The sequence below is a fragment of the Enterobacter sp. 6722112 genome (genome assembly GCF_058661685.1).
This window is the reverse complement of the sequence record NZ_JBZWGR010000007.1, coordinates 3,824,393-3,838,119: the sequence shown is the minus strand read 5'-3', so window position 1 is coordinate 3,838,119 and position 13,727 is coordinate 3,824,393. Positions and strand designations below refer to the sequence as shown.

The following is a 13,727-nucleotide window of genomic DNA, read 5'->3' as shown; positions in this document are numbered from 1 at the left end:
CTACCCGCCTGGCTCGCAAGTTAATTAGGGGCGTTGAGGGTGGCGTCATGAATATTCCAATACCAGAATATTGTACTTTAGAGCGAGCATCAAAGTTAATTGGCTGTGAGATTGGCGACTTACTACATTTTGGTGAGATTGGTACGGTAACTATTTGTATTAAAGTACCTTCATCAACAAAGGCAATGGTTCATGTCTTCAAAAAAGATGAAGAAACCGTTTATGATATTGAAGCAGAATGGTCTTCTCGCGGAAAATACTCTGAGTTTGTGACTGTTGATGAACCAATGGAACATGCAGAGGATTATGAATATGAGTTTAGAATTCCTGCTTTTATCAGTGGCCTGTGGGGTATGTTGCGTTGTTCTGATTTTGGTCAACCATTTACACAAATTCCCTGTGAAGGTATGGTGGTCTTGACTGGTACTGACAGACCATTTCTTGCAATTCTAGATTTTCCCGGTTCGGAGTGGGGTGTTGAACAATTATTAAACATACAACCGGAAGATATGTATATATTAGGTGCTGACATCGAAAAAATTATAAATTATGCAGGGAAGAGATTGCCTGATAGATCGGATGAACATATCGATAATATCAATGTTAAGCCCAATGGTGAATTATTGGTGAGACATGAAGATAAATTATCGACCAAAACAATAAATAGCCGTGCGCAATTTATCAAGTCACTTTTATACACAATGTACGATTCTGATGTTGCTGAAAATCCAAGAAAATACTTTGATAATCCTGATAGTGAAATAAGTGAGCTTTTTAAAGCAAAAGGAATAAAGGCTCCCAATGGCAGGACTGTGCAAGCTTGGTTAAGTATGGTTGATATTCCCTTCATTGAAGGAAAATCATAACTGGAAAATCCAGTAATTTTCCGGAAAATTCCAGCAGAGCATTTTTCTAGACGTAACAATAGCCTCCACAAAACGCAGAAACAGTGGAGGCAACATGCCAAATATCATCTTTACCCCGCCAAATCCTGAGCAACGCCGCAGCCTTCTGGAAGAGTACGGATTCAAGTTCGATCGCCGTATTCGTGAAGATGAGTGCAGTGAAATGACCAGTCTTTCCCGTTCCAGCCGTTGGAAGATGGAGCAAGAGGGCCGCTTTCCTCCCCGCTGCCACTTTGGCCGCAATAGCTGCGCTTGGCTTCTTTCGGATGTGCTCTGGTGGGTTCGGAACCCTCCTGCCGTGGAAAACGTCAATAATCCGTACAGCCGCAAATCAGCATAATTAACTACAGGTAATCAACGATGAAAAAATTAAATGCCCGCGTGGGGCAGGGATTCGATCACTCTGAAAACAGCCTGATTGATAATTCAGTACCAACGATGAGCAGCTTGCAAATGGTTGAATACATCAATGCTGATCGGAAAGCAAAGTCCGAAGCGGAGGGGTTGGCTTTCCCGTGTAAAGAATACCGGGTACTGCAACACAAGGATTTTCTCAAGAAAACTCCGAAGGTTTTAGGTGGGGAGCACTCAGCGAAATTTTTCGCTCAGTACAAAGACAGTACAGGAAGATATCTGCCTTGCTATCAGTTCCCTAAGCGCGAAGCCTGCCTAATGGCTATGAGCTACAGCTATGAACTTCAGGCGGCAGTATATGACTACATGGAAGAGCTGGATCGCCAGAAGGGCGGTTATCTGGCCCATACCATCAATGAACTTCAGCATATTGTTGCTTCCGCTCGTCAGTTCTCCGATGAGGATTCGAGTGATGCAGGTCTTCGACTGAGAAAACGTCAGGATGATTTAGTGCTACTGGAGAGAGCGGAATATCTGGTTAAAAACCTGAGTCAGTTACCGCTTAACTTCGGGGGAGGTACTTCTGGTGAGAAATAAAACAAAGGCAGCTTTGCAGAGCTGCCAATGTCACTACGAAAAACCGAAACAGATTAAGCATACCAGGGTTAATGCTGGTGGTCAAAGAATGAGCCAGCGCAATTCTGCGCCCGCTGATTTTATTCAGCCTTTTGGCTCAATACCTTTCTTTCGGAGGGCTTCCCGGCCTAATTCCTTCATCCAATTTGCGAGACTAACACTCTCTGCTTGGGCTTCTTTTTCAAATTGCTCTTTAAGTTCGGGGGGGATTCGAATCTGGAACGCTGGTGCTTTCCCCGCTCCTTTTGGTTGCCGATCTCGTTTAATGGGTGTTGACATGTGCGTACCTATTGGCGTACTGTTTTCTTTAATAGGTACACACCTTAACACGGTGCTATCTAAAAAAACAACGCCCCGGACTGTTCGAGCAGTACCGAGGCGTCTCACCAAACCGTTAAGTGAGGTAACAGTTATGGCTGACAATCAGTCTACCCAAACTCGCCCGGAATTTACATGGAGATTTCTCTCCACCTCTGAGCGATACCCAACCGCAAAGCCGTTGGTAATCTACGTCAACGCATCCAGTGAGCAGGAAGCCCGAGACACCATGCCCGGCGTAACCCTCGTTTTCGCTGCCCGCCTGCCGTTCCACGCATTTCAGAGTATGGAGGTGCGCCATGCGTAAGGTCAAATGGTCGGAAATTGACATTGAAGATGAACTGCGCCGCCTGGAAGCGTTGCTCTCAACATCGCTGTATATGAATTTTGATGATGAAACCGAGTACAGCGTTGCGATGGATCTGATCAGCATGTCGTTGTCCCGCGTTCGTGAACTAAAAGCGGCAAGTGAGGTGACCCATGCGTGATATTTACCATCAGCTTGTTAAGAGCACTCCTGATTTTAAAAACTTCACTGATGAGGCTTTGGCTGAATCCAGCGATTTATATTCTGCTGGCGCATTTGCCATCAATAGTGCGCTCACACTGATCGGCAATCTGGCGTTTGATGCAACCAATGCAGAGGACTATTCCGATGAAGATGCCCGGCGTGATTTGATCCTTGTAAGCCATGCATTGCGTCACCTTCCCAGAATGGCGCAAGCACTCAATCAGAGTAGTGATGCTGCGGATTATGTGCGTACCCAGCGTAATAACGCGGGGGAGCAATCATGATCAGTAACTTGAAATTTAACGAGCTGGAAAACCGTGTCGATTTGCTGGTTAGCCGCGTCCTGGAGTTAGAACAGCAGGTGCGCACACTCACCGAAAGCCAGGGGGGAGATATTCCCCCCGGTATGGCTCCGGTCGCCACACTGGCGGCTGAGTTCGGCATATCGACGAAAAAAGCCGAAGAGCTGGCAAAAAACACGGGCGTAATGCTGGTAAGGATGAAAGCTGGTGGCTTTATCGCGCCGGATAGCAAATTCAGAGAGGTGGCGAGGCAGGTTCTGCGCGGCGCGAAGCGCAAATATGGATCGGCGTACTGGTATCACCCATTACTTGGCAAATTTCAGATGAGCGGAGGTATCCCACAATGACCGATATTTTTGAAGTGCTGGGATCGTTGTTCAGTAAGCTGACTGAAACCGTTATTGCTCATCAGATAGCGGAGACCGGTTCGGCGACATTGCTGGTGGAAAGCGATAAGTATATGGCCCGTTATCGCTTCACGCTGGAACCAGTGGCCACCTATAACGTGTTGGCGAAAACAATGGTTTTCGGTTGTGCTAAAGAGTTTGGCCGTGATCAGGGATTAACAAGGCTGCGCGATATTCTGCTGACCTGCTTTACCGACGATGGCGATATTAGCGAAATGGGGTTGCAGATAGTGAAAAGCTGCCACCTTGAATACCTGCATGAAGATTTGGAAGCGGATCTTTCCAATAAGGTGCTGCACTGATGAAGATGAAAAACGCTCCAAACATTAAGTGTCTGCCAAAGGACAAGTTTACTGAGGCGATTATTTTTGCAGGTGATGATGCTTATTCACACGCGCAGCACTGGATCGAGAGCGAGGGGAAAAGGGCGGGGGATGATGTGCCGCCAGTATATCTGGGTAAAAAACAGCTGGAGGAGCTTGAAAGGCTGAATATCATCGATCAGGGGCGTCGTTGCGTCCGCGTGATTAGAGCTGGTGAGCTTTCAGAAACTCAGGTGAGTATCATTGCTACCAAACTGGCACTGTCTGATGTGAAAGAGGCACGTTTGTTTAACGGTATGTTTGAGCCCCAGCCAAAAGAGAACTGGACGGATGTACTTCCACGGCTAAGGGAAGAGGCCGAGCGTGGGGAAAGTATTGTGGTAAATCTGCCTGTGAAAAAAAGGGAGCCAAAGCCTGAACCGGGTGATGAACTGAAACCCCGCGTAGAGAGCCGTAACGATGGCCTGTACTGGATCACGCCAAAGGTGGATAAGGACAGCGGAGAAATAATCAATAACGAAACGTGGTTGTGCTCGCCTCTCGAGGTGGTGGGGTCCGGTAGTGACGGTGCCGATCGCTATCTTGTTTTGCGCTGGCGTTCGCCGCGTGGCCACGAAGATATTACTAGGGCGATCCCCTGTGCTGATATCGGTGAGCGTGACGGCTGGCGCTCACTTAAAGCTGGTGGAGTGAATGTGACCACTAAAAGCACCTTCAGGGCGATTCTGGCCGACTGGTTGCAGCAATGTGGTTCAGGGCGCGAATGGATCATAAGCCATACCACTGGCTGGCATCATGGGGCATATATCATGCCTGATGGTGAAGTGATTGGTGATCCAGAAACCCCCATCCTCTTTAACGGTCGCAGCGCTGCATCTTCCGGGTATGCCATTGCTGGTACTGCTGCCACCTGGCGGGATTCCGTCGCCCGTCTGGCCGGTGGCAATCCGTCGATGATGCTGGGCGTGGCAGCGGCATTATCCGCGCCGCTTATTGGCCTGGTGGGTGCTGATGGTTTCGGCGTCCATTTGTTCGAGCAGTCGAGCGCCGGTAAGACCACTACCGCCAATATTGCGAGCAGCCTGTGGGGTGAGCCTGATGCGTTGCGGCTTACCTGGTACGGTACTGCGCTTGGCATAGCAAACGAAGCGGAGGCGCATAACGACAGCCTGTTACCGCTTGATGAGGTAGGACAGGGCAGCAGTGCCAAAGATGTTGCCACGTCTGCTTACACCCTGTTTAACGGTGCTGGAAAGTTGCAGGGAGCCAAAGAGGGCGGCAATCGGGAGCTTAAACGCTGGCGCACTGTGGCGATCAGCACCGGGGAAATGGATATTGAAACCTTCCTGGCTGCTGGTGGGCTGAAAGTGAAAGCGGGCCAACTGGTGCGCTTGCTAAACATCCCTATGGAGAAATCGACGGCCTTTAACGGTCTGCCAAACGGCAAGGCTCATGCTGACGCACTGAAAGAAGCCTGGATTGATAACCACGGGGCGGCGGGGCGTGAGTGGGTTAAATGGCTGGCGGCTAACCAGCAGGAGGCTAAACAGGCGGTGCGTGACGCGCAAACGCGCTGGCGCGGCCTCATCCCGGCGGATTACGGTGAGCAGGTACACCGCGTGGCCGAACGCTTTGCAATCCTCGAAGCCGCGCTGGTAACTGGTGCATCAATCACCGGATGGAGTGAACAGGCCAGCCGTGACGCTATCCAGCATAGCTTTAACGCCTGGGTGAAAGAGTTCGGCACGGGTAACAAAGAGCACCAGCAGATCATCGAGCAGTGCGAGGAGTTCCTGAATGCCTACGGTTTAAGCCGCTTTGCACCGTTGCCCTATGATCCGTCCAGTATGCCGATTCGCGATCTGGCCGGGTATCGAAAGCGCAAAAGCAGCCATGATGATTCGCCGCTGGTGTTCTATACGTTCCCCGCAACGTTTGAGAAGGAGATAGCTCAGGGCTTTAACGCCCGGCAGTTTGCCCGCGTGCTTGCCGCTGCTGGCTTGCTTTCTGAGCCGTCCAGCGGGCGTGGATACCAGCAGAAATCCCCGCGTATTGATGGGCGTCAAATCAACGTTTATGTGCTTCACCAGGTTGCGGAAGATGGAGAAGAATAAATTACACATGTGAGGGTTATTAATGTTGGTTCAGTTGGTTCAGTGTCTATTGGTTATGTTCATATGGCTGTTTTATATGGGTTTAATGTCAAAAAAATGAACCAACACTGAACCAACAAATAGCAGTTTTGAACCAACAAACGGGCAGTTTGAACCAACATTTTAGAACCTCATGGACTGAACCAACATGAAAATACCCAATGTTGGTTCAAATCGGGGCTTTGTTGGTTCACTCATCGAAAAATAATCCTTATAAAACAATAATCTTTACAAATTGAACCAACTGAACTGACTGAACCAACATAGTTTTGTATATATACGTGAAAAATAAAGAGGTCATTAATGAAACTGATTGGCAAAGATAACGGGCATATGAGCGATCTCAAGTTTCTCTACAGCGCCGTTGATGAGCTTTCAAATAAAGATGAGATTACGGTGACGGATTTTCTGGCTCTGAGCGCTTTTGTCACTTCTGAAAAACTTGATCTGGAATCGTACCAGTCTGGGCTGGAAGAAGGGGGGCAAGAGTTGTCGAAAGACGCCAGCGCTTACCTCGATCTTCTACAGATGATTGCGGCTGATTTGTCGTACCCAACCTCTGGCCTTGAGAACGCTATCCATAGCGCACAATCAACAGCAAGCTGGGCTTTCTATCAGTGGGGGCTGGATAAAGAATAATCATCCAGCCATATAAGCTAAAGGCCTGGTTTTTCCCAGGCCATATTTTAAAGCAGACCTAACAGCGCAGAAGCGCCAGCGCCAACGATACTGGCAACGGTGCTATTTTCCAGTAACTGTTTCAACATTGATTTAGCCTGTGGATCTCCAGATTTAGCTACTTTCTCGACAAGTTCAGTAATACTGATATTCACCAGCATATGATTACTTTCACCTATTTGAACTTGCTCACCACTGACGGAGCCAATATTAAAAGTTTTCATGCTCTTTGCTGTCCTGTGTGCGTCGGAAGAAAGATTCTCTACGGATAATGTAAGTAAGTGAGGATGCGTTGTACCTGCGTTCAGCGTTCCGTTCTCTGATATTGAAAGATCGACAACTTTAAGGCTTAACTCACGGCTTCCAATCTTCTGAATCAGAATATCGCCCAATTCAATTTGCGGTTCGTCAGTAAACGGGATATCTACCTGATTTTTTCCTGTGTTCCGGCTTCCTTTAAACTCCTCGCCGGAAATTAAAAAAATATCCGGGTATGCCATATCATCAAAATCGAAGTCCATAAAATCCCCCCCCAGAAGTGGTGTTTTTCCCGTTCATATTATCAAACTTTGTAAATTATTTGTTCTCCTGTTTTCGCTGCTGTTTGCGACAACATAGAGGTGTTTACTCATTGATTATTATGTATATCTTGAAGAGTGGCACTCAGACGTGAGCCGCCACTGTCCACCTGGTTTTTTTCCCGTTCTGCGACGGTTTCCTTTCCAGGTGGACATCCCTCCAAGCGCAGGTTTCACGTCTCAACATTAATTGTTACGGAAACCACTCCATGAAGAAATTACTTGAATTACGCCAGCAGAAAACCGCACTCAAAACCCAGATGCGTTCCATGCTGGAAAAAGCTGACAGCGAAAAGCGAAGCTTGAACGATGAAGAGGGAAAGCAGTTCGACGAACTCCGCGCCCAAGCTGATGCGCTTGAAGTTGAAATTACCCGCCTTGAGGCTGTCGCCGACGATCAGCGCAATTTGCCTGGTACTTCTGTTGAAGGTAAAGGTGTAAGCAACGATGAGCTGCGCCACTACATCATGACCGGCGATACCCGCTCTCTCTCCACGTTGGTGCAGGCTGACGGCGGCTATACAGTTATCCCTGAGCTGGACAAAGATATCATGCGCCAGTTGCAGGATGACAGCGTTATGCGCTCCATCGCCACGGTGAAGACCACCAAAACCAACGAATACCAGAAGCTGGTGTCAGTGGGCGGCACTACCGTTAAGCGCGGAACCGAAGGCGAAGCGCGTACCGAAACCAGCACACCGAAGATGGAGCGCGTTGATATCAAACTCAACCCGATCTACGCCTACCCGAAAACCACTCAGGAAATCCTCGACTTCTCCGAAGTTGATATTCTGGGTTGGCTGTCTTCCGAAATCACCGACACCTTCACTGCTACCGAAGAAACCGACTTTGTGAACGGCGACGGTGATAAAAAATCCAAAGGGTTCCTGTCCTATCCGCGTGCGGCCACCAGCGATAAAACCCGTCCGTTCGGCACGCTGGAGAAGATGGAAGCTGCTGCCGTTTCCTCTGATGGTCTGATCGACCTGCTGTATAAACTGAAAGCCAAATACCGCAAAAATGCCGTATGGGTGATGAACTCCAACACTGCCGCTACGCTGCAAAAGCTGAAAAACGGCAACGGGGATTACATCTGGCGCGATCGTCTGGTTGCCGGTTCTCCCGATACGCTGCTGGGCCGTCCGGTTCAGTATCTGGAAACTATGCCGGATGCGGAGGCAGGTAAAGCATTCCTCGCGGTAGGCGACTTCAAGCGCGGCTATTTCATCGTGGATCACACCACTGGCGTGCGTACCCGCCCTGACAACATCACCGAACCGGGTTTCCTGAAAATCCATACCGATAAATACCTGGGCGGCGGTGTAGTGGATTCCAACGCCATTAAGGTGCTTGAGCTTTCCGGCTCCGGTTCCTGATCTGACGTTTAAGGGGCTTCGGCCCCTTTTTGCCCTCTGTGGAGTCCAGTAATGAAAACAATAGATTTTGAAATCCGCACCTCCGATCTGAGCGCCAGCAATAAAAAGCTGGTGGGCTATGCCGTGCGATGGAACAGCCTGTCAGAAATTATCTGGGATGAATTTCGTGAGCAGTTCGCGCCGGGGGCGTTTAAAGACAGCCTGGCATCCGGTAGCGATGTGCGTGCGCTGTACGAACATAACTATACCCAACTGCTGGGGCGTACCAAATCCGGCACGCTGGTGCTGTCCGAGGACGATACCGGGCTGCGCTTCGAGCTGACCCCGCCGAACACCCAGCTTGGGAATGATGTGCTGGAGCTGGTGGAGCGCGGTGACATTTCCGGCATGAGCTTTGGTTTCCGTGCGTCAAAAGATTTCTGGGATACAGCGAAATTACCTTACACGCGAACCGTCATCACTGCTGAACTACGCGAAATCACCGTTACTTCTATGCCTGCTTACCCTGAGTCCGGCGTGGAGATTGCGCACCGGTCGCTTTTCTCCCAACATCCTGAACTGCGCCGCGCTGGCGATAACCGCCGCCGCTGGGCTGAATTAGCGGGGCTGTGATATGTGGAAAATCTGGCCTCGTAGCCGTAAGTCTGAACAACGCAGCATGACCATTGATGAGTTAATGGCGTGGGCAGGGATTCCAAATACCGGATCAGGCGAATATGTGTCTGCGGGTACTGCGGAATCTCTGCCTGCGGTGATGAACGCCGTGTCAGTTATCAGTGAGGCCGTGGCAACAATGCCCTGCTACCTTTACCGCGTCCGTAATGATAACGGGCGAGAGGCGCGGGAATGGCTGAGCAATCACCCGGTAGATTTTCTCCTGAACGAGCAGCCGAACGACTGCCAGACGCCTTACCAGTTTAAACGCACGATGATGCGTCACTGTCTGCTGAACGGTAACGCCTATGCGGTGATCCAGTGGGGCCGAGACGGGCAACCGCAATCCCTGCACCCGTATGCGCCTGGGAGCGTTGTTCCTGAGCGTATCGGCCAGCATAAATATAAATACACCGTTACTGAGCCGTTTACCGGGGCTGTGCGCACCTACCTGCAGGAAGAGATTCTGCACCTGCGTTACTCCACCGATGATGGTTTTCTGGGGCGTTCGCCGATCACCATCTGCCGTGAGGCGCTGGGGTTAGGTCTGGCCCAACAGCGCCACGGTGCCAGCATTATGAAAGATGGAATGATGGCTTCGGGGGTAGTGGTAACTAAAGAATGGCTCGACAGCGTGAAGGGCAAACAGGCAATGGATGCGCTGGAACGTTACAAAGGTGCCAGAAATGCCGGGAAAACGCCGATCCTTGAAGGTGGCATGGACTATAAGCAACTTGGCATGAGCAATCAGGATGCTGAGTGGCTGGCCTCCCGGCGCTTCTCCATTGAAGACATTGCCCGCATGTTCAACGTGTCCCCCATCTTCCTGCAGGAATACAGCAACAGCACCTACAGCAACTTTAGTGAGGCGAGCCGCGCATTTCTCACCATGACGATGCGTCCGTGGCTGGCGAACTTCGAGCAACAAATTAAATCCGCGCTGCTGGTGGCCTCTCCCGTTCCGGGAACCCGCTATCAGGTGGAGTTTGACTCTGTTGACCTTCTCCGTGCCACACCTACCGAGCGTTACGCCACTTATGAGCGCGGTATCAAGAACGGGATTATGAACCCGAACGAAGCCCGTGAGCGTGAGGGTATGCCGCCGCGTGAAGGTGGTGACGAATTCAGTCAGGCATGGAAGCAGGAAGTGAAGATCAGTAAAGATAGCAAGGACGGTGACTTATGAGAGCCGGAGGACTGAGAAGCCGCGTCACTATCCGGGTATTCACTACCGACCGTGATTCAACTGGTCAGGTTATTCAGGTGTGGGAAGACGGGGAAACCATCTGGGCTGAGGTTAAGGGGATCAGTGGTCGTGAACTGGTGGCGGCTGGTGCTGAGGTTGCCGAAGCAACGATCCGCGTCTGGGTGCGATTCCGCCGCGATATTACTGCCGCCAACCGCCTGAAGGTGCTGACTGGCCCGTTTGCCGGGGCAACGCTCAACATCATTGGACCACCGATACCGGACTCAGGCATGACGCATCTTGAAATTCTCTGCAAACAGGGGACCGAGAAATGACAACTGAAATCACCCTGGCTGAAGCAAAGCTGCATTGTCGTATTGATGGCAATGATGAAGACACGCTGATACAGGCGTACATCGATGCGGCGCTGGAGGTTTGCCAGAAGCATATCGGTAAGCGATTTGATAACGGTCTGGAGTTTACCCCCGCTATCAGGATCGGCTGTCTGATGTACGTCTCTCAGCTTTATGAGTACCGCACGATGATTGGTGACACTGAGGCGAAAGAGGTTCCGCTGGCTATATCTGCATTGTGGTCGGTCTATCGTGATGTGGGGGTGTACTGATGCCGTGGCAACCAATGCGCCGGTGCACCGAGCCGGGATGTAATAAGCGGGTGAGGTCCGGCAAGTGCGATGAGCACAAGCGAGAAGCATGGCGGGAACAGGATGCCAGACGCGGACACCGCCGCGCCCGTGGTTACTCAGTCTCATGGGAGAAGTATCGCGCTCAGTATCTGAAACGTCACCCCCTGTGTGTTGAGTGCCAGAAGCTGGGCCTCTACGTTCCTGCGAAGATTGTCGATCACATCATCCCTATCAACGGCGGTGATGATGTTCTGTTCTGGCCTGAGTGGAATCACCAGCCGTTATGCCAGACGCATCATAACCAGAAGACTACGCAACAGGACCCCATCACCAAAGCGAACCGCAAAGCAGGGCTCTACATCGAGCAGGAGGAACGGGCAGCGCAGCGCAATAACTGGATGTATGAGGCCCGCGATGAATGAGAAAGATGTGGTGAATCTTTATCAGTCGCTGGCCCGCTGCCGTGATGGGTTTATGCAGACCCGCACCAGATGCAATGAGCGCCAGCCAGTGAAACGCATGAGTGAGCGTGAGCGGGAGGTGATGGAATGCTTCCGCAACCGCTGACAGACCGCACAGATGGGGTGGGGGAGGTTTTCAGGACAAAACCCCAGCCGCAAGGCACCACCCGCCCCCTCAAATTTTTACGCACGGTGATTTTTTTGAAAATAAAACGCGATGGAAACGAGAAATTTTTATGGCAAGACCACCAAAACCGCCAGCTTACCTTGATGAGTTAGCCGCGCAGCAGTGGAAAGCGAAAGCGAAGCAACTGGCCGAGCGTGGCGATCTGACACCCGCCGACTGGAACAACCTTGAGCTTTTTTGCGTCAACTATTCGATGTACCGCAAAGCAGTGGAAGACCTTGCCAGCCGTGGGTTTAGCATTGTTAACAGCCAGGGTGGAGAGAGCCGAAATCCGGCACTGAGTGCAAAGGCCGATGCTGAAAAAATCATGATTAAAATGTCGTCGCTGCTGGGCTTTGATCCGGTAAGCCGTCGCCGTAACCCGGTGGAAACGGAAGAGGAGGACGAGCTTGACCGTCTGGAATGAGTACGCAAATGCGATAAAAACGGGTGAAATTCCGGCCTGTAAGCGCGTAAAACAGGCCGTGGAAAGGTACTTTGCAGACCTGAATGACCCCCGTTATGAGTTCGATACGGCGACCGTAGAGCGGTTTATTGCGTTCTCCCGGCTCTGTCCTCACGTCAAAGGCCCGCTTCGGGGCCAGCCAATCGAGCTGGAGCCGTGGCAGCAGTTCGCCTTTGCTAACCTGCTGGGCTTTAAAGTCAGAGAGACAGGCCGCCGTAAGTACAGCAGCGCCTTTATTGAGGTGCCGCGCAAGAATGCCAAATCCACCGTGGCCGCCATGCTGGCTAACTGGTTTCTGGTAATGGAGAAGGGCCAGCAGGATATCTACACGGCGGCGGTGAGTCGGGATCAGGCCCGAATAGTGTTCGACGATGCCCGCCAGATGTGCCTGCTGTCAAAACCGCTGAAAAAGCGCGTAAATATTCAGGCGCATAAGGTCATTTTCCCGAAGAGCAACAGCCTGCTAAAGCCGCTGGCGGCGAAAGCGGCCACTATTGAAGGGACTAACCCCAGCCTGGCGATTGTCGATGAGTACCACCTTCACCCGGATAACGGCGTTTACTCCGCCCTTGAGCTGGGTATGGGCGCCCGTCCGGAGGCGATTTTGTTTGCCATCACTACCGCCGGGAGTAACGTTGTCTCTGCCTGTAAACAGCATTATGACTACTGCTGTCAGATTCTGGCCGGGGAAGAGAGCAACGATTCACTGTTTGTCCTGATCTACGAGCTGGACGACGAAAGCGAGGTTGAGCAGCCGGAAATGTGGATCAAGGCCAACCCTAATCTGCATGTGTCCGTTGACGCGGCGAAACTGGAATCCACCATCCAGAAAGCGCGGGGTATACCGTCACAATGGGTGGAGATGCTGACCAAGCGTTTCAACATCTGGTGTCAGGGTTCCACACCGTGGATGGGGGCTGGTGCATGGGATGCCTGTGCACTCGATTATGCCGAAGAAGATCTGGCCGGGATGGAGTGTTACGCCGGATTTGACCTGTCCTCGACCAGCGATATTACCAGTGTGAGTTACGCTTTCCCGTTTGAACGCGAGATCAGGCTTCTTACCCGGCACTATCTGCCCGAAGCGCAGCTACTTAATGTTGCTAACAAAAATCGTGCCATCTATCGGCAGTGGGTAAAAGCGGGCTGGATACGAACCACCCCCGGCGACTGCATCGACTATGATCGCATCCGTGACGATATCCTGCGCGATGCTGAAACCTTCAATATCCGGCTGGTGGGCTTTGATACGTGGAACGCCACACACTTGCGCACCCAGTTGCAGGGGGCTGGCCTCGATGTAGAGCCGTTCCCGCAAACATATCTTAAATTCAGCCCGGTAGCGAAATCCTTTGAGGTTTTTGTTAACCGCAAGGTGGTACGTCATCGTGGCGATCCGGTTCTGGCCTGGGCGATTGGCAACGTGGTGATGGAGTCCGACGCCAACGCCAACATTAAGCCCAATAAAAAGAAGTCCTCCAACAAGATAGACCCTGCGGTTTCTGCGCTTATGGCGTTCGGCACATTCCAGGCAGAGCACGAGGATTTTGCATTCGATATGAGCGATAGCCATAAGCAGCGACTTGCGGAATTTACCGGGATTTGAA

At 51.2% G+C, this 13,727-nt stretch carries 21 protein-coding genes; 19 read left to right on the top strand and 2 right to left on the bottom strand.

All coding sequences use genetic code 11. From position 1 onward, the window contains the following. The first annotated feature begins 47 nt into the window (after nucleotides 1–47). From AC4OVU_RS19825 to AC4OVU_RS19815, 3 genes are all read left to right on the top strand, one after another. Nucleotides 48–866: a hypothetical protein gene (locus AC4OVU_RS19825; RefSeq protein ID WP_127348256.1), complete on the top strand. Its 819-nt coding sequence runs from the start codon at nucleotides 48–50 to the stop codon at nucleotides 864–866. Nucleotides 867–960: 94 nt separating this feature from the next. After that, the gene (locus AC4OVU_RS19820; RefSeq protein WP_045340731.1) at nucleotides 961–1,245 is read left to right on the top strand and encodes a helix-turn-helix transcriptional regulator; all 285 of its coding nucleotides are present in this window, start codon (nucleotides 961–963) and stop codon (nucleotides 1,243–1,245) included. Nucleotides 1,246–1,265: 20 nt separating this feature from the next. After that, on the top strand, nucleotides 1,266–1,856 hold the full coding sequence (locus tag AC4OVU_RS19815) for a Rha family transcriptional regulator (protein WP_045340732.1): 591 nt from the start codon (nucleotides 1,266–1,268) through the stop codon (nucleotides 1,854–1,856). 123 nt (nucleotides 1,857–1,979) lie between these two features. Here the strand turns inward: AC4OVU_RS19815 and AC4OVU_RS19810 are convergent, their stop codons facing one another. Next, nucleotides 1,980–2,174 (bottom strand): hypothetical protein, encoded by a 195-nt coding sequence (locus AC4OVU_RS19810; RefSeq protein WP_024194847.1) that lies wholly within the window; start codon nucleotides 2,172–2,174, stop codon nucleotides 1,980–1,982. Between AC4OVU_RS19810 and AC4OVU_RS19805 the strand changes: the two genes are divergently transcribed. The 7 genes from AC4OVU_RS19805 (at nucleotide 2,161) to AC4OVU_RS19775 (ending at nucleotide 6,548) form a co-directional block, all read left to right on the top strand. Continuing rightward, nucleotides 2,161–2,520: a host cell division inhibitor Icd-like protein gene (locus tag AC4OVU_RS19805; protein WP_491928775.1), complete on the top strand. Its 360-nt coding sequence runs from the start codon at nucleotides 2,161–2,163 to the stop codon at nucleotides 2,518–2,520. The two genes, AC4OVU_RS19810 and AC4OVU_RS19805, sit on opposite strands and share 14 nt — an antisense overlap. Then, nucleotides 2,513–2,701, top strand: coding sequence for a hypothetical protein (locus tag AC4OVU_RS19800; RefSeq protein WP_001549752.1), 189 nt, complete (start codon nucleotides 2,513–2,515; stop codon nucleotides 2,699–2,701). Before AC4OVU_RS19805 ends, AC4OVU_RS19800 begins: the two co-directional genes overlap by 8 nt. Then, the gene (locus AC4OVU_RS19795) at nucleotides 2,694–3,008 is read left to right on the top strand and encodes a hypothetical protein (protein ID WP_004150967.1); all 315 of its coding nucleotides are present in this window, start codon (nucleotides 2,694–2,696) and stop codon (nucleotides 3,006–3,008) included. The genes AC4OVU_RS19800 and AC4OVU_RS19795 overlap by 8 nt, the downstream gene beginning before the upstream one ends. Continuing rightward, the gene (locus AC4OVU_RS19790; protein ID WP_049007535.1) at nucleotides 3,005–3,373 is read left to right on the top strand and encodes a hypothetical protein; all 369 of its coding nucleotides are present in this window, start codon (nucleotides 3,005–3,007) and stop codon (nucleotides 3,371–3,373) included. The genes AC4OVU_RS19795 and AC4OVU_RS19790 overlap by 4 nt, the downstream gene beginning before the upstream one ends. Beyond that, nucleotides 3,370–3,735: a hypothetical protein gene (locus tag AC4OVU_RS19785; protein WP_045340734.1), complete on the top strand. Its 366-nt coding sequence runs from the start codon at nucleotides 3,370–3,372 to the stop codon at nucleotides 3,733–3,735. The genes AC4OVU_RS19790 and AC4OVU_RS19785 overlap by 4 nt, the downstream gene beginning before the upstream one ends. Next, nucleotides 3,735–5,870: a DUF927 domain-containing protein gene (locus tag AC4OVU_RS19780; RefSeq protein ID WP_491928774.1), complete on the top strand. Its 2,136-nt coding sequence runs from the start codon at nucleotides 3,735–3,737 to the stop codon at nucleotides 5,868–5,870. Before AC4OVU_RS19785 ends, AC4OVU_RS19780 begins: the two co-directional genes overlap by 1 nt. Before the next feature lie 342 nt (nucleotides 5,871–6,212). Beyond that, nucleotides 6,213–6,548, top strand: coding sequence for a hypothetical protein (locus AC4OVU_RS19775; protein ID WP_491928773.1), 336 nt, complete (start codon nucleotides 6,213–6,215; stop codon nucleotides 6,546–6,548). 47 nt (nucleotides 6,549–6,595) lie between these two features. Here AC4OVU_RS19775 and AC4OVU_RS19770 read toward each other — a convergent pair whose 3' ends face one another. Next, nucleotides 6,596–7,108 carry a hypothetical protein gene (locus AC4OVU_RS19770; protein WP_491928772.1) on the bottom strand — a complete coding sequence of 171 codons (513 nt, stop codon included), beginning with the start codon at nucleotides 7,106–7,108 and terminating at the stop codon, nucleotides 6,596–6,598. Between the two features lie 266 nt (nucleotides 7,109–7,374). Between AC4OVU_RS19770 and AC4OVU_RS19765 the strand changes: the two genes are divergently transcribed. The 9 genes from AC4OVU_RS19765 (at nucleotide 7,375) to AC4OVU_RS19725 (ending at nucleotide 13,726) form a co-directional block, all read left to right on the top strand. After that, on the top strand, nucleotides 7,375–8,541 hold the full coding sequence (locus tag AC4OVU_RS19765; protein WP_491928771.1) for a phage major capsid protein: 1,167 nt from the start codon (nucleotides 7,375–7,377) through the stop codon (nucleotides 8,539–8,541). 51 nt (nucleotides 8,542–8,592) lie between these two features. Further along, the gene (locus AC4OVU_RS19760; protein WP_172701059.1) at nucleotides 8,593–9,153 is read left to right on the top strand and encodes an HK97 family phage prohead protease; all 561 of its coding nucleotides are present in this window, start codon (nucleotides 8,593–8,595) and stop codon (nucleotides 9,151–9,153) included. 1 nt (nucleotide 9,154) lies between these two features. Then, on the top strand, nucleotides 9,155–10,381 hold the full coding sequence (locus AC4OVU_RS19755) for a phage portal protein (RefSeq protein ID WP_172701058.1): 1,227 nt from the start codon (nucleotides 9,155–9,157) through the stop codon (nucleotides 10,379–10,381). Beyond that, nucleotides 10,378–10,716, top strand: a complete 339-nt coding sequence (locus AC4OVU_RS19750) for a phage head closure protein (RefSeq protein WP_032655287.1) — start codon at nucleotides 10,378–10,380, stop codon at nucleotides 10,714–10,716. The genes AC4OVU_RS19755 and AC4OVU_RS19750 overlap by 4 nt, the downstream gene beginning before the upstream one ends. Continuing rightward, nucleotides 10,713–11,006 carry a head-tail connector protein gene (locus AC4OVU_RS19745; RefSeq protein ID WP_032655285.1) on the top strand — a complete coding sequence of 98 codons (294 nt, stop codon included), beginning with the start codon at nucleotides 10,713–10,715 and terminating at the stop codon, nucleotides 11,004–11,006. The genes AC4OVU_RS19750 and AC4OVU_RS19745 overlap by 4 nt, the downstream gene beginning before the upstream one ends. Beyond that, nucleotides 11,006–11,449, top strand: coding sequence for an HNH endonuclease signature motif containing protein (locus AC4OVU_RS19740; protein ID WP_127791643.1), 444 nt, complete (start codon nucleotides 11,006–11,008; stop codon nucleotides 11,447–11,449). Before AC4OVU_RS19745 ends, AC4OVU_RS19740 begins: the two co-directional genes overlap by 1 nt. Next, nucleotides 11,442–11,594 (top strand): hypothetical protein, encoded by a 153-nt coding sequence (locus AC4OVU_RS19735; RefSeq protein WP_165410125.1) that lies wholly within the window; start codon nucleotides 11,442–11,444, stop codon nucleotides 11,592–11,594. The genes AC4OVU_RS19740 and AC4OVU_RS19735 overlap by 8 nt, the downstream gene beginning before the upstream one ends. A gap of 130 nt (nucleotides 11,595–11,724) precedes the next feature. Continuing rightward, a complete protein-coding gene (locus AC4OVU_RS19730; protein WP_000113647.1) occupies nucleotides 11,725–12,081 on the top strand; it encodes a phage terminase small subunit P27 family in 357 nt (118 codons plus the stop codon). Beyond that, on the top strand, nucleotides 12,065–13,726 hold the full coding sequence (locus AC4OVU_RS19725; protein WP_049040949.1) for a terminase large subunit: 1,662 nt from the start codon (nucleotides 12,065–12,067) through the stop codon (nucleotides 13,724–13,726). The genes AC4OVU_RS19730 and AC4OVU_RS19725 overlap by 17 nt, the downstream gene beginning before the upstream one ends. Nucleotide 13,727: the final 1 nt, after the last annotated feature.